Genomic DNA, 17,890 nt, shown 5'->3' on the forward strand with positions numbered 1-17,890 from the left:
TTTCCAATGCATTCGTCGACCGAACCGATGTCCCGAAGCCGGGTTGGATAGGGTGCGAGGCTCCATGCTCCCGTGGAGTACGGGTCAGCGGCCGATCGTGCGGTGGGCTTGAGCGCGCCGTGCCTCTCGCGAGGGACAGACATCATGTACTTTCACGACAAGCGTCTGCAGTACCCGGTCAAGGTCGAGAACCCCGACCCGATCTTCGCCCGCATGCTCCAGCAGGCGATCGGCGGCATCGAGGGCGAGATCCGCGTGTGCATGCAGTACTTCTTCCAGGCCTGGGGCGCCCGCGGCCCGACGACGAAGTACCGCGACATGCTCCTGCACACCGCCACCGAGGAGATGGGCCACGTCGAGATGCTGGCCACCGCGGTCGCGCTCAACCTTGAGAAGGCTCCCTCCAGCCTCCAGGAAGCGGGCGCTGCCGACGGCGTCGTCGGCGCCGTGATGGGCGGCGGCAGCGCTCGCCACACCATCGAAGGCATGCTCCATCGGCACCTGCTATCGACCGGCATGGCGGCCTTCCCGGCCAACTGCGAAGGCGTGCCCTTCGACATGAGCCACATCTATGCGAGCGGCAACCTCGCCGCCGACATGTACTGCAACGTCGCCGCCGAGAGCACCGGCCGTGTGCTGGCGGTCCGCCTGTACAATGCCGCCCACGATGCCGGCATGAAGGATATGCTGCACTTCATGATCGCCCGCGACACGATGCACCAGCAGCAGTGGCTGGCGGTTCTCGAAGAGATGGGCGGTCACGAAGGCACGCTGCCGATCCCGAACTCATTCCCGCAGGAAAAGGAAGACCAGAAGAACAACTACAACTTCTACGCCACGGCACAGGACGGCTCGCCGCCCCCCGAGGGCCGCTGGACCAGCGGCCCGTCGATCGACGGCAAGGGACAGTTCAGCGTGTTCCAGAACAAGCCGATGGGCGAGGAGCCGGTGCTCGGCCCGGCGCGGCCGGACAGTGGGGCCGAGACGCAGCAGATCGGCTGACGGCACGGTGCTCCGGCCGCCGGAGCACCGTCGTCCTGACAGCCTGTCCGATTGCATCGCGGGATGTTCTGCGGATCGATCACGTCGAGGTTTCGAAAGGTCGAGACCTTTCGCGGGTCCAGGGTGGCGCCCTGGAGACCATCTCAGGGCTACACCCTGAGAACCCGCCACAGGGCAAGCCCTTCCGAAACCCGGGATCTCATGTCGAACAGTCTTCAAGGCGATCCGGATCGTCTCCGGAACGAACGCGGTAGGCAGGTCGCAGAGCGGTGACAAACGGCACCTTCGTCGATGGTCGTGTCTGCCTCGCCCGCACCGAGGCGGAGCGTGCGCCGCTGGTCCGCCGGCTCGGGCGGATCGAGGGACAGGTCCGGGGCCTGCGGGCGATGATCGAGGCGGACCGGTACTGCCTTGACGAGATCCAGCAGATCCGGGCGGCGACCGCGGCCCTGCGTGAGGTGGGGCTCCTTATCATCGGCCAGCACCTCGCGGCAGGTCTCGCGCTGGCGACGCAGCCGGACGACCGCGAGGCGGTGCTGGAGGACCTTCAGCGCGTCCTGCGGGCCGCCATGGCGGAGGCGCGGTAGGGATCGTGATGGCGTCCCGTATCGGCGGGGCCGCCGGGCTCAGTGCCGCGTCAGCGTCTCGACCACCGCGCCCGGCTCGACCGTCTCCGAGAAGCGGGCGAGGCGCCGCAGGCTCGCCTCGCCCAGGCCGCCGGCATGGGCGAAGGTGGTCAGCGCGATCCCGACGAGGAAGCGAGCCTCCTCCACGGTGACGGCCCGACCGCTCAGGGTACTGGCCGCGCCCCGTACCGCCAGGACGGCCTGCTGGAAGGCCGGATCATCTTCGAGGTCGGCCAGGCGCGTCATACGTGTCGTCCCGCGTTCGACGTCCGGTTTCGGCAGTACGGCCGCGGTTCGCAGCCCGCCGCCGTGATGATTTCCCGTCCCGGCCGGCAGATGCGTGGCGATGCGGGACAGATCTTCGTCGGAGACATCCGTATCGAAACCACTCCGTCGGCCGGCCTTTCTAGTCGGAATAGCAGTCGGTGTATCATGGTTCAATATCAAGATGCCGATATCGGCTGATCTATGTTGCGGCGATCGTACCAGGATCGGGTGCACATGGGCGGCCGATACTCGCGTCCCCAACAGGTGATCGGCAATCATGCTTCAACATGCGACCGACGGCGAGACGATCGCCCCGCAGGTTCCCAGCCTCCCGGGCAGCGTCCGGTCGCACCTGGGCCATCTGCTCGCGACAACCTACGCGCAGGACGCGGTCGAACCGACCATCGCGGACCGCTTCGCAGACCTCCTGAGGCTGCTGGACGCGGCCTTCGGCAACGCCCAGGACGGGCGCGAGACGGCGTTCCAGACCTCGCTCCTGCGCATGGTGCCGAACCTGCAGCGCTTCGCGCGCTCGCTGCTGCGCAACCATGTCGGGGCCGACGATCTCCTGCAGAACACGCTGCTGCGGGCGTGGCGTTCGCGCGCCAGCTTCGCGCCCGGCACGAACCTGGAGGCGTGGCTGTTCACGATCATGCGCAACCAGTTCTACAACGCGCACCGCAACCGCGGCCGCGAGGTGCAGGATGAGGACGGCGTGCAGGCCGAGCGGATGGTCTCGCTGCCCGAGCAGGACGCCCATCTCGACTTGAGCGACGTGCGCGCTGCCCTCGACCGGCTGGCACCGTCGATGCGGCAGGCACTGGTGCTCGTGGCGATCGAGAACCTCACCTACGAGGAGACCGCCGCCGTCATGCACTGCCGGATCGGCACCGTGAAGAGTCGGGTCTGGCGGGCGCGAACCCAGCTCGCCGAAATGTTGGGCTACACAGGCCTGGAGGTCGGCACCGACGAGGTCATGCTGGCCGCGGCCGGGTCGCGGGGGCGCGGGTCAGTGACCGTTTCCTGATCGCGCTCCGGGCGAACGGGGGTCGCGCCAGGCAACCGTAGGCGCGTAGGATGATGCAACCCTCACACGCGCCAGGAGCCGCTGTTCCCGCATGCCGTTGCCCGTGTTCGCCCGCAGGATCCCGTTTCTTGGCCTGCTCCTGATCGCCTGCGCATCGCCCGTCCGGGCGATGCCCGGGCCTTCGGCGCGTGCCTGGCTCTCGGACCTGGTCACGCGGATCGATGCCGCGGACCGCGCCGAGCGGCGGGCCGGATCCGAGCGGCGGGCCGGCACCGTGGTGGTCCGTGTGGAGATCGCGGCGGGTGGAGCCTTGCAGCGGGTCGAGGTCGAGCGCAGTTCGGGCTCGCCGGACCTCGATCAGCGGGCGCTACGCGCCGTCCGGGGCGTCGGCCTGCTGTCCGCACCGCCGGCCGGTCTGCTGGGCAGCGCGGGCGTGGCCGACCTGAGCATTCCGGTCGAACTCGGCCGTTGAGGGATCGGCGCGCCGGCGGGGAATGCCGATCATCGCGATGGGCTGGGGGTGAAGCGTCCCAGCGGTCATCGATTTCCTCAATTTCAGATATCGATTTGATCTGTTTGGATCATGTTGCTGTGCAGCGTAGATGTCTCCTCGACGCCGGGCGAGACCCGGACAACGAGAGGATTGATCATGACGCTGCGCACCCTTGTGCTCGCCGCTTTCATCGCCGCTTCGGCGACCGGCACCGCGATCGCCGATGAGGCCCTGACCCTTACGCCGCCGCTCTATCGCGATGTCGCCCGGAGCACGGCCGCCACGCGTCCGGCCACCGAACTCGCCACGACGCCGCGCCTCGTCCCGGCGGCGCCGGGCGCCAAGCGGGTCGTCGCTACCGCGATGCCGATTCGCTGACAGCCATGGCCGCGCTCCGGCTGGACGGTTGTCGTGAGTGCACTACGGCGCTCATCACGCATCGTGGCCATGCCCTGCGGGCGGGCGTCGCCTCGGCCGCAGGGTGTATGATCGCGCAGAGATGGAGGGCGCGATGGCTTACAAGATCTTGTTCCAAAAGGGGAAGCGCATCAGCTTCACCAAGCTGTGGCCGTGCGATCTGGAGGCCGCCGTCGCCCACGCGAAGGCGCAGCTCCCCGTTCAGCGGGCGCTGAACGGCGCTACCGCGGTGCGCGTGCTCTGCGAGCGGACCGGCGAGGTCGTGTTCACCTACGCGGAAGAGCCCGAGACCGCCGAGTCGTGACCGCCCCTCAGGCCGTGCCCGGAAGGTGCACCGTCCAGGGCTGCGCGAACCTGTGCTCCTCTAGATTCGCGCCCGCTCCGCCGCGATCGATCACGACGAAGTCCTGCCGCGCTCCGAACGGGGTCAGCACGCCGTGCCACGTGTTGCGCGCGTAGCAGATACCCTGGAACGGACGCGTGGTGACGAAGGCCCGGGGCCGTCCGGGTCGGCCGCCCTCGTCCGGGCAGACCACGATCAGGAACGGCGCAGCGCTGAGCGGCACGAAGACCTGGGCTCCGAGCGGATGCCGCTCGACGAGGCTCAGGCGGAGCGGCAGCGGATAGGGCTCCGCCTCCACGCGGCCGATCATCGCGCGCGCGCCCTCCCCCACCACCTCGATCGCCGCGAGATCGTGGAAGCGGCGAGCCATGCCGTCATTCATCGGGCGCGGCGCCACAGACGCCGTATCGATCACGGATCCGAATTGCGCGAAGGCCGCGTCCGTCAGGGGCTCGGCCGTGACGGATCGGGTCTCGGACACGGGGCTCATCGCGCCGGCCCCCGCGAGGCCAGGGCCGGATGCCGGTTGACGTCCTTGTACAGCAGATAGCGGAAGCGGCCCGGGCCGCCCGCGTAGCAGGCCTGCGGGCAGAAGGCGCGCAGCCACATGAAGTCACCCGCCTCGACCTCGACCCAGTCGCGGTTGAGCCGGTAGGCGGCCTTACCTTCGAGCACGAACAGGCCGTGCTCCATCACGTGCGTCTCCTCGAACGGGATGGACCCGCCGGGCTGCATCGTGACGATGGTGACGTGCATGTCGTGGCGCAGGTCGTCGGACGCGACGAAGCGGGTCGTGGCCCAGGCGCCGTCGGTGCCGGGCATGGCCGCCGGCACGACCTCCGATTCGTGCGTCACGAAGGCGTCCGGCAGTCCAAGGCCCGGCGCGGGCTCGTAGCGCTTGCGGATCCAGTGGAACCGGGCCGGCCCGGCGCCGTCATTGCGCAGGCGCCAGGATCCGCCCGGCGGCAGGTAGGCATAGCTCCCGGGGCGCAGCGCGTGGGTCCGGCCCCCGCAGTCCAGGCTCGGGCCGCCGTCCACGACGAACAGCACGCCCTCGGCTTGCGCATCGGGCTCGGGGGCCTCGCTGCCGCCGCCGGGGGCGACCTCCATCAGGTATTGGGCGAAGGTCTCAGCGAAGCCCGACAGGGGCCGCGCCAGGATCCAGGCCCGGGTCCCGTGCCAGCCGGGCAGGAAGCTGGTGACGATGTCGCTCATCACGCCCCGCGGGATCACCGCGTAGGCCTCCGTGAAGACCGCGCGGCCGGTCATCAGCGCCGTCTGCGGCGGCAGGCCCCCGCAGGGGGGATTGTAGGACGTTGGGGTCATGGCGGTTCTCCGGCGGTCAGGCCGTTTGGGGCGTGGCGACCGGCGTGTCGAGGAGCGCGGCCGTTTCGGTCGTCCGCTCGCCGTTCAGGACGCGGTGCGCCTGCGCGCGGTCGATGTCGCCCTCCCAGGCGGCGACCACGATCGTGGCTACGCAATTGCCGATCAGGTTGCCGAGCGCCCGGGCGATGCCGACGAACCAATCCACCGACAGCACCAGCACGAGCCCGATCACCGGGATCTCCGGCACCGCCGACAGGGTCGCGGCCAGCACCACGATGGCCGAGCCGGGCACGCCGTGCGCCCCCTTCGAGGTCAGCAGGGCGATGCCGAGGATCAGCATCAGGTGGCCGAAGGACAAGTCCGTGTTGGTCGCCTGGGCGATGAAGACGGTCGCGAGCGTCAGGTAGAGCGAGAAGGCGTCGAGGTTGAACGAGTAGCCGGTCGGGATCACGAGGCCGACCGTCGAATCCCTGATGCCGAGCCGCTCCAGCTTGCGCATCACCTGCGGCAGGACGCAGTCGGAGGAGGCGGTGGCGGCCACGACCGTCAGCTCCTCGCGCAGGTACGCCAGAAGCTTGACGATGCTGAAGCCGACCATCCGCAGGATGCCGCCGAGGACGACGAGCACGAAGACGGCGACGCCCGCGTAGAACAGCACGACCAGCAGGCTGAGCTGCTTCAGCGAGCCGATTCCGTACCGCCCGACCGTGAACGCGACCGCGCCCAGCACGCCGAGGGGCGCGAGCCGCACGATGAAGCCGACGATCTTGAACAGGACCTCGGTGACGCGCTCGAGCCCCTCGGCCAGGGGCCGGCCCCGCTCGCCGAGCAGCGCGAGCCCGGCGCCGAACAGGATCGCCAGGATCAGGACTTGCAGGATGTCGCCCTTGGCGAAGGCGTCCACGAAGGTCGTCGGCACCAGCCGCATCAGGAAATCGACCGTTCCGGTGACCTGCCCGACCCGCTCGGTGTAGCCGGCGAGCGACTTGGCATCCAGGGTGGCCAGATCGATGTTCATCCCGTGCCCGGGGGCGAACAGGTAGGCGAGGACGAGGCCGAGCACGAGGGCCACGGTCGTCACCGCCTCGAAGTAGACCAGCGCCTTGAGGCCGACGCGGCCGACCTTGCGCAGGTCGCCGGCGCCCACGATCCCGTGCACCACGACGCCGAAGACCAGCGGCGCGATCACCATCTTGATGAGCTTGATGAAGCCGTCGCCCAGCGGCTTGAGGGCGACCGCGAAGCCCGGCCAGACCATGCCGACCACGATGCCGAGCACCAGCGCGGCCACCACCTGCCCGAACAGCGACGCGAAGAACCGCCTCATCGCAACCTCCCTGGTGTGCTCCGGCAGGTCCGACCCCGGGCCGTTCGGCTCCGATGGCGTGGGCGGATGACGGAGGCGTATCGGCGGCGGCGGCCCGGTCGGAGGGCGTCGACGCTGCGCGCGCCACCATCCCGTCGGAAGATCCAGACGTCAAATATCTGTTTCGTTGGCATTGAGATGAATGGCGTCTAGAATAACGCGATGGAACTCCGGCACCTGCGCTATTTCCTGGCCGTCGCGAAGCACCTAAGCTTCACGGCCGCCGCCGAGAACCTCGGCGTGGCGCAACCGCCCCTGAGCCAACAGATCCGCGATCTGGAGGCGGAGATCGGCACGCCCCTGTTCGAGCGCACGACGCGGCGCGTCGCCCTGACCCCGGCGGGCCTCGATTTCCTGGCGCAGGCGACGGTGATCCTCGAACAGGCCGGCGCGGCGGTCGAGCGCGCCCGCGCCATCGGGGTTGGAACGGCCGGGATCATCAATGTCGGGCTCACCGGCTCGATGCTGGCCGGCCCCCTCGCCCGCGCGATCCGCGCCTACGCCCATACCTATCCGGCGGTCGACCTGCGCATCCACGAGATGGCGCCGGACCGGCAGATCGCCCGACTCAGATCCGGTCAGACCGATGTCAGCTTCCTGCGCTGTCCACCGCTCGACACCGATCTGATCCGCGAGCGCGCCTGGGCGGAGACGGTCAGGCTCGTGCTGCCGCGGGGCCACCGCCTCACCGGCGCGCCGGTGCGCCTGGCGGATCTGGCCGGCGAGCGGTTCGTCTTCCTGCGCCTCGCCGACTCGCTGTTCGCGAAGTACCTCTGGGATCGCTGCGTCGAGGCCGGCTTCACGCCGGATGTCACGCATCAGGCCGTGGAGGCGGCGTCCCTGACGAGCCTCGTCGCGGCCGGGCTGGGCATCGCCATCATCCCCGAATTCGTCGCCCGGCTGGCCCATGCGGACGTGGTCTACGCGCCCCTCCAGGGGCCGCCGATCCGTGCCGACGTCTACGCCCTGTGGACCCGCACGAAGCAGCCGCTGGTCGAGCATTTCGTTCGCCTGGTGCAGGACGGCAAGAACGCGCTAGGCTGATCCCGCCGACGCGCGGGACGGGTTAGGAGTTTCGGTGTCGCCGGCCACCGCATGGTCCCGCTGGGTTCGGTTACACGAGTCGAACCATTCTGAACACCGGTCTGCGCGCGTGCACAGAAGATTTGTCGCTCCGCAATTCAGGAGTTTTGACGATATCGAGCTGCCAATCTGTTTCAAGGATGTAATAGCGATCTGCTGTCCTTCTAAGTTGTAACTTTACCTCGTTGTTGTATCGTAAATAGTCAAAACTATTTAGATCTCAATTTTGTAGTCCGATCTGGAATGTGTCATTGGCAAAAACACATCAGGGAATAGTCTATCGATTTGAAACTCGATGGTCCGTATGGCCTTGGCTGTGCGATCGTTCTGCGCGGTCGTCGCTGGCGTGCGGCCCGCGCCTGAGATGAGCGGGTCGACGTCGTCGCTCTCGTGAAGAAGACCGCCCGGCCCGGCCCCAGACCTTGGCGTGTAAGAGCCGGCCGGCGAGTGTCAGTCAGCTCGGGCGGCTCAACGAGAAAAACCGGCGCAAGGCCCGCACGTTCGCCAAGCAGCAGAAGGCGGCCGAGCGCATCGCCGCCGCCACAACGCAGCTCGCCAGCGGCATCGCCGAAGCGTCCTCGGCGGTTGAGGAGATCTACCGGGGCGCCGCGCAGCAGACCGCCGCGGCGGAGCCAGCGTCGGCCGCCGTCGCGCAGATCGAGCGGGGGGCGGGCATCGCCCAGGCCCGGGCGCAGGAGGCCCTGGACGAGGGCACCCTGATCACCGGCCAGCTTCAGGAGAACCGGGCCGCGGTGGACGGGCTCGTGACCGGCGTCACCCGGTCGCTGGAGGTGAACCGATCGTTTGCGCGTGGATGAACCACACGCGGCCGCACCGACTTGCGCAGATATTCGACATCCACGGAGGCGGGTGATGACTGACCCTGGGGATTTGGCGGATCAGGTCGCCGCGCTGCGGGACGACAATGCGCGCCTGCGCCGCCTGCTCGATGAAGCCGGCATGCCCGACAGCCTGCGGCACGGCCTGCGCAACACGGTGGCGATGCTGCGCACCATCATGCACCGGTCCGCCGAGAGCGCCCAGGATGTCGAGACCTACGTCACCCACCTGGACGGACGCCTGAGCGCCCTGCTGCGGGTGCAGTCGATCACGGACATGCTCGGCGAGGTCGATCTGCACGCCCTGATCGCGGACGAGCTGCTGGCGCATCTCGTGCGCGAGGGCGAGCAGGCGACGATCGCGGGTCCGCGCATACGGCTCCGGCCCAAGCCCGCCTTGAGCCTGGCCCTGGCGCTGCACGAACTCACGAGCAACGCGATCGAACACGGCACCCTCGCCCTGCCGCATGGCCGCGTCACGGTCTCTTGGCAGATCGAGCGGGGCGAGTCCGAGCCGATCCTCCCGCTCCAATGGGACGAGTCCGGCGGGACGGGCGTGACGGAGCCAGCGCGCCGCGGTTTCGGCACGACCCTCCTGGAGGACGCGCTGGCCTACGAGCTCGATTCGCAGACGACCCTCGTCTACCGGCCGGATGGTCTGTGCTGCCGCGTCCGGATTCCGTTCACCGCCCGGATCGGACGTTTGGCCGGCCCGGAAACGGCGCAGGACGAAGACGATGAGAGCGTCTGAGCCGCTTCCGCAAAAGCGCCCGCGGCATGTTGCGACGAGAACCTGCAGCGCACCAAGGGCCTGAGCGGAGGAAGCGTCGAACTGCCCACGGTACACGACCAGGAGGCTTCGACAGGCCCGGCATGCGCGACGGCCCCCTGTCCCGCACGGGCGAGCGAGCCCGCGCCACGTTCGGCGGGATGGCGCGACTGTCGTGGACCGTGTGGCTTGCCGAGGTAAATCCGCTTAGGTTCGGGGACCATCCAGCATGAGACCAGCCATGGCTTTTCCCGATCCGAACGAACCCAGCGCGCAGTCGATCGACGGCCTGCAACTGGTCAACACCCTGATCGAGCGCAAGGAGAATGGCGAGCCCGTCGACGCGGATATCCTGGCGCTGCTGACGGACATGGAGCGGCTGGGATTCACCGCCACGGATGCCTACGCGACGCTCGACGCCTATCGCCCGGGGCCCGCAATCGGCGCGACCGGCGGAGAGGACGAGGCCGCGGTCGAACCTTGAGCCGAAGCGCCCTCCGCCGAAGCGGATACCGGTTCGGCGTGAGGGGGCGCGTCAGAACGAAGACGTCGCGCCATGGCCGGGCTCGGCCGTGGCGAAGGCGGTCGACCGGGACACAACGGCCCCGGCACCGTCTCCGGGGCTCGCCCGCAGGGGCAGAGTAACCATCGATTCGCTCGGCTGCATTGTCGCGGCGGTAAGCATGAAGACAGCAATTCCGAGATCTGGCCACCGCCTTCAGATGGAAGTAGGCGGCATGACCTATCTGTCCGAGCCAGACATCTTCGAGGTCGGGCATGACGGACGAAAAGCGTCTCTCGGGCAGGACGGACTGCTTCAGCGCAGGGCATATCGTGATCGCGGACTCGGACAGGCGGCTGCGCTGCCTCGTCTGGAACATGTCGGATACCGGCGCCCTTCTGGAGGCCGGAGAGGAGGACGCCGTGCCCGAGACGTTCACCCTCCTGACCGCGATTGATCAGACGTTCCGGCGCTGCATGGTCGTCAGGCGCACCGGCGCCCGGTTCGGCGTCGTGTTCGCCGACGCCTGAACGTCGGCTCGGAACTGATGAGGTCGAAGGTCCTCGGGGATCGTGCCGGCTCTCGTGCGCCGGAGACAGACTTCCATTTCGAGGGCGCGGTCATGTCTTGGTCCCTGAGGCATGCTGCCCGTGCGGACTTCGGCAGCGGCGCCGGGATGCTTCCCCAGCGACACGTCAACCAGCGGATGGCGGCGCGGCTTTCCAGAGCGCTCTCCGCCGAAGCGGATACCGGTTCGGCGCAAGAGAGCGCGTCGACAAGAGCGCGCGTCACATGACAGGCTTCGGGCCGCACACGATCGCACCGCGCTCGAACGCGGGCGTGTTGACGAAGGCCCGCGCGCTGCGCGCCGCCAGCACCGCCGCGTTGTCGAGCGTCCGCGGATCGGTTCGGCAGTCCCGGACTCCGACGGTCTCGCCGCGCTTCAGGTCCTCGATGTCCGTGCCGTGATCGCGGAAGGCCAGCGCCGCGGTCGGGGACTCGGCGCCACCCGTGGTCCAGTCGCGCTCGACCGTGAAGGCATCCTGACGCATGGGCCGCGTTCCGGCGCTGCCGGGACGGCGGGTTCATGACGGGCCCCTTCCGGACGGCGCGGCGCCGGATGCGGCCCAGCAGGCGACCGGGTCGATGACACCGGACGCCTGCTGGGCCGCAACGTCGCCCAGGATGGGATCGGCGTCGTAGCTCACGACTTCGTCCACCCGAGCGAAGACGTGGCCGATGCGAAGTGCGTCGCAGGAACCCGTCAGGGGGGCTTCAACCGTTTGGGACTGTGACGGCTCTTGCGCGCCGGAACAACGCCGCCTGTTCCGGCGTGTCCGTCATGTCCGTGTCTCGGAGGGATTGATGCCCTTCGGGAAATTGGCTGGGGCGCCAGGATTCGAACCTGGGAATGGCGGTACCAAAAACCGCTGCCTTACCACTTGGCGACGCCCCAAGGCGCAGGCGGTCGCTGTCTAAACGGCGCCGCTCCGCCTGGCAAGCGGTTCGCGGGGCACCTCAGCGGCGCTCCGGGGCGCCGTCGATCCGGCGAGGCAGGCCCAGCGGATTGGCGGCCTGGAGCGCCGGGGGCAGCAGGGCGTCCGGGACGTCCTGATAGCTCACCGGGCGCAGGAACCGGTCGATCGCCAGGCTGCCCACCGAGGTCGAGCGCCCGTCCGAGGTCGCCGGATAGGGCCCGCCATGCACCATGGCGTGCGCCACCTCGACGCCCGTGCCGAAGCCGTCCACCAGGATGCGGCCGACCCGCCGCTCGAGAAGGGGCAGGAGATCGCGCGCCGCCGCGTGATCCTCCGGAGCGAGGTGGAGCGAGGCGGTGAGCTGTCCCTCCAGATGCTCCAGCACGGCGCGCATCGCCGCTTGGTCCGGGCAGCGGACGACCAGTGCCGCGGCGCCGAACATCTCCTCCTGCAGGGCGGGATTCGCCAGGAAGGCGCCGGCCTCCGTGGCGAACAGGGCGGCCCGCCCCTGGGTCGCCGTGCCCTCCGACCCCTCCGCCAGCAGCGTGACGGCGGCGTGACCCGCGACTTGGGCGACGCCCTCGCGGTAGGCCCGCCCGATGCCGGGCGTCAGCATGGTGGCGGCCGGGCTCTCCTTCAGGGCGGTGCCGGCCGCCTCCAGGAACGCGTCGAGGCCGGGTCCGGGCTGCGCCAGGATCAGGCCGGGATTGGTGCAGAACTGCCCGGCGCCGAGCGTCAGCGAGGCCGCGAAGGCCTTCCCGATCGCCGCGCCGCGCGCTGCCAGGGCGCCGGGGAACAGCAGGACCGGGTTGATGCTGCTCATCTCGGCGTAGACCGGGATCGGGTGCGGACGCCCGGCTGCGATCGTCATGAGGGCCGTGCCGCCCCGGCGGGATCCGGTGAAGCCCACGGCCGCGATCCGGGGATCGGCGACCAGCGTCTGCCCGATCGACTGGCCGGCATCGAACAGCAGGGAGAAGACTCCCTCCGGCAGGCCGCAGGACGCCACCGCCTTCCGGACGGCGCGCCCGACCAGCTCCGACGTGCCGGGATGGGCCGGATGCGCCTTGACGATCACCGGGCAGCCGGCCGCCAGCGCCGAGGCGGTGTCGCCGCCCGCCACCGAGAAGGCCAGCGGGAAGTTCGAGGCGCCGAAGACGGCCACCGGCCCGATCGCGATGCGCCGCAGGCGTAGGTCCGGCCGCGGCAGGGGCTTGCGGTCCGGCAGGGCCGGGTCGATCCGGGCCTCCACGGCGCTGCCCGCGCGCACCACGGACGCGAACAGGCGGAGCTGCCCGGCGGTGCGGGCGCGTTCGCCCTCGATCCGCGGGCGCGGCAGCCCGGTCTCAGCCATGCAGCGTGTGACGAGATCGTCGCCGATCTCCAGGATGTTGTCCGCGATCGTCTCAAGGAAGCCGGCCCGGGTCTCCGGATCGGTCTCGCGGTAGGCGTCGAAGGCGGCCTCCGCCAGGGCGCAGGCCCGGTCGAGGTCGGCGCGGCTTGCCCCCGGGAAGTCCGGGTCCAGGGCCTCGCCCGTGGCCGCCTCGACGGCCCGGACGGACGCCTCCGTGCCGCGCCGGGCCTCGGCGCCGATCAGGTTCTCGCCGCGCAGCGTCATGGGCTGGTCCTCCTCGTCTCGGATACGGGCCGGCGGATCAGCCCCGTCGGGCCGCCTGGGCCTTCTCGCGGATCGCCGCGAGCGTCATGGTCGGGGTCAGCGCCTCGGGATCGACGCGGCAGTGGATCAGCGCCGGCAGGTTCGAGCCGAGGCTGCGCTCGAAGGCGGGGGCGAAGTCCTCGGTCCGCTCGACATGCTCGCCGTGGCCGCCGCAGGCCCGGGCCAGGGCCGCGAAATCGGGGTTGCGCAGCTCGGTCGCCGAGACCCGGCCGGGGTACTCGCGCTCCTGGTGCATCCGGATCGTGCCGTACATGCCGTTGTCGAGGACGACGACCACGATCGGCACGCCGTACTGCACGGCGGTGGCGAATTCCTGCACGGTCATCATCACGTCGCCGTCGCCCGCGAGCGCCACCACGACCCGGTCCGGATGGCTGCGCTTGGCCATCACGGCGGACGGCAGGCCGTAGCCCATCGAGCCTGAGGTCGGCGCGAGCTGCGTGCCGAAGGCGCGGAACCGGTAGTAGCGGTGGATCCAGGTGGCGAAATTGCCGGCGCCGTTGCAGATCACCGCGTCCCGCGGCAGCCGCTCCCGCAGCCACGTGATCGCTTCGCCGTACTGGAACGCCCCCGGCTTCGGCTCCGGCGTCTCCGACCAAGCACGGTAGGCGGCGTGGGCCTCGGCGGCGCGGCCGGTGCCGGTCGGCGAAAAATCCGGCAGGCCGGCGCAGAACGCCGCCGGGCTCGCCTGGATCGCCAGCGCGGGCTGGTAGACCCGGCCGAGTTCCCCCGGATCCGGGTGGACGTGGACCAGCGGCAGGCCGGGATCGGGGATGCCGAGCAGGCCGTAGGATTGCGCCGGCATCTCGGACAGGCGCCCGCCCACCATCAGCAGCAGATCGGCCTGCCTGATCCGGGCGACGAGGGCCGGGTTCGGGCCGATCCCGAGTTCGCCCGCGAAGTTGGGGTGGTCGGCGGGGAAGAGCTGCGCCCGGCGGAACGACACCGCCACCGGCACGTCGTGGCGCTCCGCCCAGGCGGCGAAACCCGCGCAGGTCTCCGCGCTCCAGCGCGAGCCGCCGAGCAGCGCCACAGGCCGCTGCGCCTGCGTGAGCATCACCCGCAGCCGCTCCGCATCGGCCTGGGACGGGGCGGGCTCGGCCGGGACCACGCGGGGGGCGTCGCCGACCGCCGCGACGTCGTCGAGCATATCCTCCGGCAGGGCGATCACGACCGGGCCCGGCCGGCCCTGCATGGCGACCCGGAAGGCCCGGGCCAGGATCTCCGGGATGCGGGCCGCGTCGTCGATCTCCACCGCCCATTTGGCGACGCCGCCGAACATCTGGCGGTAGTCGATCTCCTGGAAGGCCTCGCGATCGCGCATGCCCCGGGCGATCTGCCCGACGAACAGGATCATCGGCGTGGAATCCTGCCGGGCGATATGGACGCCCGCCGAGGCGTTGGTGGCGCCGGGGCCGCGCGTGACCATGCAGATGCCCGGGTGTCCGGTGAGCTTCCCGGCCGCCTCCGCCATGATGGCGGCGCCGCCTTCCTGGCGGCAGACGAGGACGTCGATGCCGCTGTCGCGCAGCGCGTCGAGAACCGCGAGGTAGCTCTCGCCTGGGACGCAGGTGACCCGCTCGACCCCCTGCGCCAGCAGTTGATCGACGAGAATGCGCGCGCCGGTGCGTGGGGGCAATGCGTTCAAGCCGAGTCTCCTGATGGTCCCGCCGCGTCCGGAGGTCGGTCCGCCTTCGGCCGGGCTCGCGACCACGGATCGATACGATATCCCGGCCGGACATGGGATCGTACCGGGTCCCGTCAACACGCGCACCCGGCGGTCGAGGCCTCAGCAGGCTTCGCAGACGTGGTCACCGGGGTTGCTACGAAGAACCTGCGGCACACCGGGGTGCTGAGCGGATCAAGCGCCGGCTGGCCCACGCAAGTCTGACGACACGTCTGCTGAGCGGCCGTCCCGGTCTGGAACGTCGAACGGCCTTTGGAGGCCCGCCCGCACCGTCCCGGCATCAAAGGTTGCCCGTCGTCGGCGGCGGGACCCGCGCGGCCGCTCCGGCCGATTGACAATGGCGGCGAACGCCGTGCTACCCCACCTTCTGCGAGAGAAACCGACGCTCAGGGCTGCGGCCCGGTGCGGCTCGGGGCCGTCCGCGGTTCCATCCGCGCAGGCGACACTGCCATCGGGGAGGAGGAGCGGATGCCCGGGCTGTCCGACGAGACGCGCGCCAAGCTGAAAACGGTCAGCACGGCGACGCTGATGACCGCCCTGTACAAGCGCGGCTTCCGCAATCAGATGATCCAGGGCGTCCTGCCCCTGAAGACGGGCGGCCCGACGATGGTCGGCGAGGCCTTCACGCTCCGCTACATGCCGGCCCGCGAGGATCTTAACCCGATCACGGTGTTCCGCGACCGGGCGCACCCCCAGCGCAAGGCCGTGGAGGAATGCCCGCCGGGCGCCGTGTTCGTGATCGACAGCCGCAAGGATGCCCGGGCGGCCTCCGCGGGCTCGATCCTGGCGACGCGGCTGATGGTCCGTGGCTGCGCCGGCCTCGTGACCGACGGCGGGTTCCGCGATGCCGACGAGATCGCCGCCCTCGCCATGCCGAGCTACCACGCGCGGCCCTCGGCGCCGACCAACCTCACCATCCATCAGGCGATCGACATCAACGTGCCGATCGGCTGCGGCGACGCCCCTGTCTTCCCCGGCGACGTGATCGTGGGCGACGGCGACGGCGTCGCGGTGATCCCGGCCCACATTGCCGACGAAGTCGCCGCCGAGGCGGTCGAGATGACCGCCTACGAGGATTTCGTCACCGAGGAGGTCCGCAAGGGCCGCTCGATCCTCGGGCTCTATCCGGCGACCGACGAGCAGAGCCTCGCCGACTTCGCCGCGTGGCGGAAGCAGACCGGCCGCTGAGGGCGTGCCGCCGGCTTCGGCCGGTCCGCGCTCCCCGGATCGAACGCGTGAGACGGAAGGCACCGCGATGACCGCGCGTAAGAAGACCCTGGGCGAGCTGCGCAGCCAGCGCTGGTTCGGCGCCACCGACCTGCGCAGCTTCGGTCACCGCTCGCGCATGCTCCAGATGGGCTACGAGCGCGCCGACTTCAGCGACAAGCCGGTGGTCGGCATCATCAACACCTGGAGCGACATCAACCCCTGCCACCAGCACTTCAAGGCCCGGGTCGAGCACGTGAAGCGGGGCGTCTGGCAGGCGGGGGGCTTCCCGATCGAGTTGCCGGCTCTCTCGCTGTCGGAAAACTTCGTGAAGCCGACCACGATGCTCTACCGCAACCTGCTGGCCATGGAGGTGGAGGAACTGCTGCGCCAGCACCCGGTCGACGGGGCCGTTCTGATGGGCGGCTGCGACAAGACCACGCCCGGCACCGTGATGGGCGGCATCTCCATGAACCTGCCGATGATCTTCCTGCCGGCCGGCCCGATGATGCGCGGGCATTCCGGCGGCACGATCCTCGGCTCGGGCTCCGACGTGTGGAAGTACTGGGCCGAGAAGGAGGCCGGGAACATCACCACGCAGGAGTGGAACGACATGGAGGCGGGCATAGCCCGCTCGGCCGGCACCTGCATGACCATGGGCACGGCCTCGACCATGACGTCGATCACCGAGGCGCTCGGCCTCAGCCTTCCGGGCGCGGCCTCGATCCCGGCGGCGGATGCCGACCATCCGCGCATGGCCGGCGCCTGCGGAAGGCGGATCGTCGCGATGATCTGGGAGGACCTGAAGCCCACCGACATCCTCGACCGGCGCTCCGTCGACAACGCACTCGTGGTCCACAACGCGCTCGCCGGCTCGACCAACGCGATGATCCACCTCGTCGCCATGGCGGGCCGGGCCGGCATTCCGGTGAAGCTCACCGAGTTCGACGAGTTCGCCCAGCGTGTGCCGGTGATCGCGAACCTGCGGCCCTCCGGTCAGTGGCTGATGGAGGATTTCCATATCGCGGGCGGGATCCGGGCGCTGATGGCGCGGCTCGCCCCCCTCCTCCACCTCGACGCCCGCGCGGTCAGCGGCGGCACGATCGGCGACGGGCTCGCCGGCATCCGGGTCTACAACGACGACGTGATCCGGCCCCTCGACCAGCCGATCGTCGCCATGGGCGGGACCGCGATCCTCTACGGCAACCTCGCCCCGGACGGCTGCGTGATCAAGCCGCCGGCCGCCGACCCGCGCTTCCTGCAGCATACCGGCCCGGCCCTGGTGTTCGACGATTACGACTCCATGAACGCGGCGGTGAACGACCTCGACCTCGACGTCACGCCCGACCACGTGATGATCCTGCGTAATGCCGGCCCGATCGGCGGCCCCGGCATGCCGGAATGGGGCATGCTGCCGATCCCGAAGGTGCTGCTCCGGCAGGGCGTGCGTGACATGGTCCGGATCTCGGACGCGCGCATGAGCGGCACGAGCTACGGCGCCTGCATCCTGCACGTCTCGCCGGAATCGGCGGCCGGCGGTCCGCTGGCCGCCGTGCGCAACGGCGATCTCATCACGGTCGACGTGCCGGGACGGCGGATCCACCTCCATCTGGACGATGCCGAGATCGCGGAGCGGGTGAAGGCGTTCCGGCCGCCGGACCGGGCCTATCCGCGGGGCTACAACCGCCTGTTCGCCCAGCACGTGCGGCAGGCCCACGAGGGCTGCGACTTCGATTTCCTGGAGGGCGCGGGCGGCATCCCGGAACCCGAGATCCACTGAC

Annotated in this window: 20 protein-coding genes and 1 tRNA gene; 13 read left to right on the forward strand and 8 right to left on the reverse strand. The window is 69.9% G+C overall.

Annotated features, from left to right (window positions below; translation table 11 throughout):
* Window positions 1-144 precede the first annotated feature (144 nt).
* Complete coding sequence (locus MKK75_RS21225; RefSeq protein ID WP_244044498.1) at window positions 145-1,002, forward strand: manganese catalase family protein; 858 nt, start codon at window positions 145-147, stop codon at window positions 1,000-1,002.
* Window positions 1,003-1,271: 269 nt separating this feature from the next.
* A complete protein-coding gene (locus MKK75_RS21230; RefSeq protein WP_244044499.1) occupies window positions 1,272-1,589 on the forward strand; it encodes a metal-sensitive transcriptional regulator in 318 nt (105 codons plus the stop codon).
* 39 nt (window positions 1,590-1,628) lie between these two features.
* On the opposite strand, the gene MKK75_RS21235 is transcribed toward MKK75_RS21230, so the two are convergent.
* Window positions 1,629-1,874, reverse strand: a complete 246-nt coding sequence (locus tag MKK75_RS21235; RefSeq protein ID WP_244044500.1) for a hypothetical protein — start codon at window positions 1,872-1,874, stop codon at window positions 1,629-1,631.
* 298 nt (window positions 1,875-2,172) lie between these two features.
* Here MKK75_RS21235 and MKK75_RS21240 point away from each other — a divergent pair, with 298 nt between their 5' ends.
* The 4 genes from MKK75_RS21240 to MKK75_RS21255 all read left to right on the forward strand — a co-directional run bounded on the left by MKK75_RS21240 (window position 2,173) and on the right by MKK75_RS21255 (window position 4,136).
* Window positions 2,173-2,922 (forward strand): sigma-70 family RNA polymerase sigma factor, encoded by a 750-nt coding sequence (locus tag MKK75_RS21240; protein WP_244044501.1) that lies wholly within the window; start codon window positions 2,173-2,175, stop codon window positions 2,920-2,922.
* Window positions 2,923-3,013: 91 nt separating this feature from the next.
* The gene (locus tag MKK75_RS21245; RefSeq protein WP_244044502.1) at window positions 3,014-3,394 is read left to right on the forward strand and encodes an energy transducer TonB; all 381 of its coding nucleotides are present in this window, start codon (window positions 3,014-3,016) and stop codon (window positions 3,392-3,394) included.
* A 177-nt stretch (window positions 3,395-3,571) separates the two neighbouring features.
* The gene (locus MKK75_RS21250) at window positions 3,572-3,793 is read left to right on the forward strand and encodes a hypothetical protein (protein ID WP_244044503.1); all 222 of its coding nucleotides are present in this window, start codon (window positions 3,572-3,574) and stop codon (window positions 3,791-3,793) included.
* Window positions 3,794-3,926: 133 nt separating this feature from the next.
* Entirely contained in the window at window positions 3,927-4,136 is a 210-nt protein-coding gene (locus tag MKK75_RS21255; protein ID WP_244044504.1) for a hypothetical protein, read from the forward strand.
* 7 nt (window positions 4,137-4,143) lie between these two features.
* Here MKK75_RS21255 and MKK75_RS21260 read toward each other — a convergent pair whose 3' ends face one another.
* Genes MKK75_RS21260 through MKK75_RS21270 form a run of 3 tightly spaced genes read right to left on the reverse strand, consistent with a single transcriptional unit; the run spans window position 4,144 to window position 6,828 of the window.
* Window positions 4,144-4,656, reverse strand: coding sequence for an ureidoglycolate lyase (locus MKK75_RS21260; protein ID WP_409567600.1), 513 nt, complete (start codon window positions 4,654-4,656; stop codon window positions 4,144-4,146).
* 5 nt (window positions 4,657-4,661) lie between these two features.
* Complete coding sequence (locus MKK75_RS21265) at window positions 4,662-5,501, reverse strand: bifunctional allantoicase/(S)-ureidoglycine aminohydrolase (protein ID WP_244044506.1); 840 nt, start codon at window positions 5,499-5,501, stop codon at window positions 4,662-4,664.
* A 16-nt stretch (window positions 5,502-5,517) separates the two neighbouring features.
* Window positions 5,518-6,828, reverse strand: coding sequence for a dicarboxylate/amino acid:cation symporter (locus tag MKK75_RS21270; protein ID WP_244044507.1), 1,311 nt, complete (start codon window positions 6,826-6,828; stop codon window positions 5,518-5,520).
* Between the two features lie 201 nt (window positions 6,829-7,029).
* Between MKK75_RS21270 and MKK75_RS21275 the strand changes: the two genes are divergently transcribed.
* The 5 genes from MKK75_RS21275 (at window position 7,030) to MKK75_RS21295 (ending at window position 10,590) form a co-directional block, all read left to right on the forward strand.
* A complete protein-coding gene (locus tag MKK75_RS21275; protein WP_244044508.1) occupies window positions 7,030-7,911 on the forward strand; it encodes a LysR substrate-binding domain-containing protein in 882 nt (293 codons plus the stop codon).
* Window positions 7,912-8,372: 461 nt separating this feature from the next.
* A complete protein-coding gene (locus MKK75_RS21280; RefSeq protein ID WP_244044509.1) occupies window positions 8,373-8,768 on the forward strand; it encodes a hypothetical protein in 396 nt (131 codons plus the stop codon).
* 55 nt (window positions 8,769-8,823) lie between these two features.
* Window positions 8,824-9,540, forward strand: coding sequence for a sensor histidine kinase (locus tag MKK75_RS21285; protein ID WP_244044510.1), 717 nt, complete (start codon window positions 8,824-8,826; stop codon window positions 9,538-9,540).
* 259 nt (window positions 9,541-9,799) lie between these two features.
* Window positions 9,800-10,042, forward strand: a complete 243-nt coding sequence (locus MKK75_RS21290) for a hypothetical protein (protein WP_244044511.1) — start codon at window positions 9,800-9,802, stop codon at window positions 10,040-10,042.
* Between the two features lie 293 nt (window positions 10,043-10,335).
* Window positions 10,336-10,590: a pilus assembly protein PilZ gene (locus tag MKK75_RS21295; RefSeq protein WP_244044512.1), complete on the forward strand. Its 255-nt coding sequence runs from the start codon at window positions 10,336-10,338 to the stop codon at window positions 10,588-10,590.
* 258 nt (window positions 10,591-10,848) lie between these two features.
* On the opposite strand, the gene MKK75_RS21300 is transcribed toward MKK75_RS21295, so the two are convergent.
* The 4 genes from MKK75_RS21300 to MKK75_RS21315 all read right to left on the reverse strand — a co-directional run bounded on the left by MKK75_RS21300 (window position 10,849) and on the right by MKK75_RS21315 (window position 14,864).
* Window positions 10,849-11,112, reverse strand: a complete 264-nt coding sequence (locus MKK75_RS21300; RefSeq protein WP_244044513.1) for a hypothetical protein — start codon at window positions 11,110-11,112, stop codon at window positions 10,849-10,851.
* A 329-nt stretch (window positions 11,113-11,441) separates the two neighbouring features.
* A tRNA-Gln gene (locus MKK75_RS21305) sits at window positions 11,442-11,516 on the reverse strand.
* Between the two features lie 62 nt (window positions 11,517-11,578).
* Window positions 11,579-13,156 carry an aldehyde dehydrogenase (NADP(+)) gene (locus tag MKK75_RS21310; RefSeq protein ID WP_244044514.1) on the reverse strand — a complete coding sequence of 526 codons (1,578 nt, stop codon included), beginning with the start codon at window positions 13,154-13,156 and terminating at the stop codon, window positions 11,579-11,581.
* A gap of 37 nt (window positions 13,157-13,193) precedes the next feature.
* Window positions 13,194-14,864: a thiamine pyrophosphate-binding protein gene (locus MKK75_RS21315; protein WP_244044515.1), complete on the reverse strand. Its 1,671-nt coding sequence runs from the start codon at window positions 14,862-14,864 to the stop codon at window positions 13,194-13,196.
* Window positions 14,865-15,371: 507 nt separating this feature from the next.
* Here MKK75_RS21315 and MKK75_RS21320 point away from each other — a divergent pair.
* Both MKK75_RS21320 and araD read left to right on the forward strand, forming a co-directional pair.
* A complete protein-coding gene (locus MKK75_RS21320; protein ID WP_244044516.1) occupies window positions 15,372-16,091 on the forward strand; it encodes a ribonuclease activity regulator RraA in 720 nt (239 codons plus the stop codon).
* Between the two features lie 67 nt (window positions 16,092-16,158).
* Window positions 16,159-17,889: an L-arabinonate dehydratase gene (gene araD / locus MKK75_RS21325; RefSeq protein ID WP_244044517.1), complete on the forward strand. Its 1,731-nt coding sequence runs from the start codon at window positions 16,159-16,161 to the stop codon at window positions 17,887-17,889.
* The last annotated feature ends 1 nt before the right edge of the window (window position 17,890 follow it).

This window comes from Methylobacterium sp. J-030 (assembly GCF_022829545.1).
Classification (GTDB): Bacteria; Pseudomonadota; Alphaproteobacteria; order Rhizobiales; family Beijerinckiaceae; genus Methylobacterium.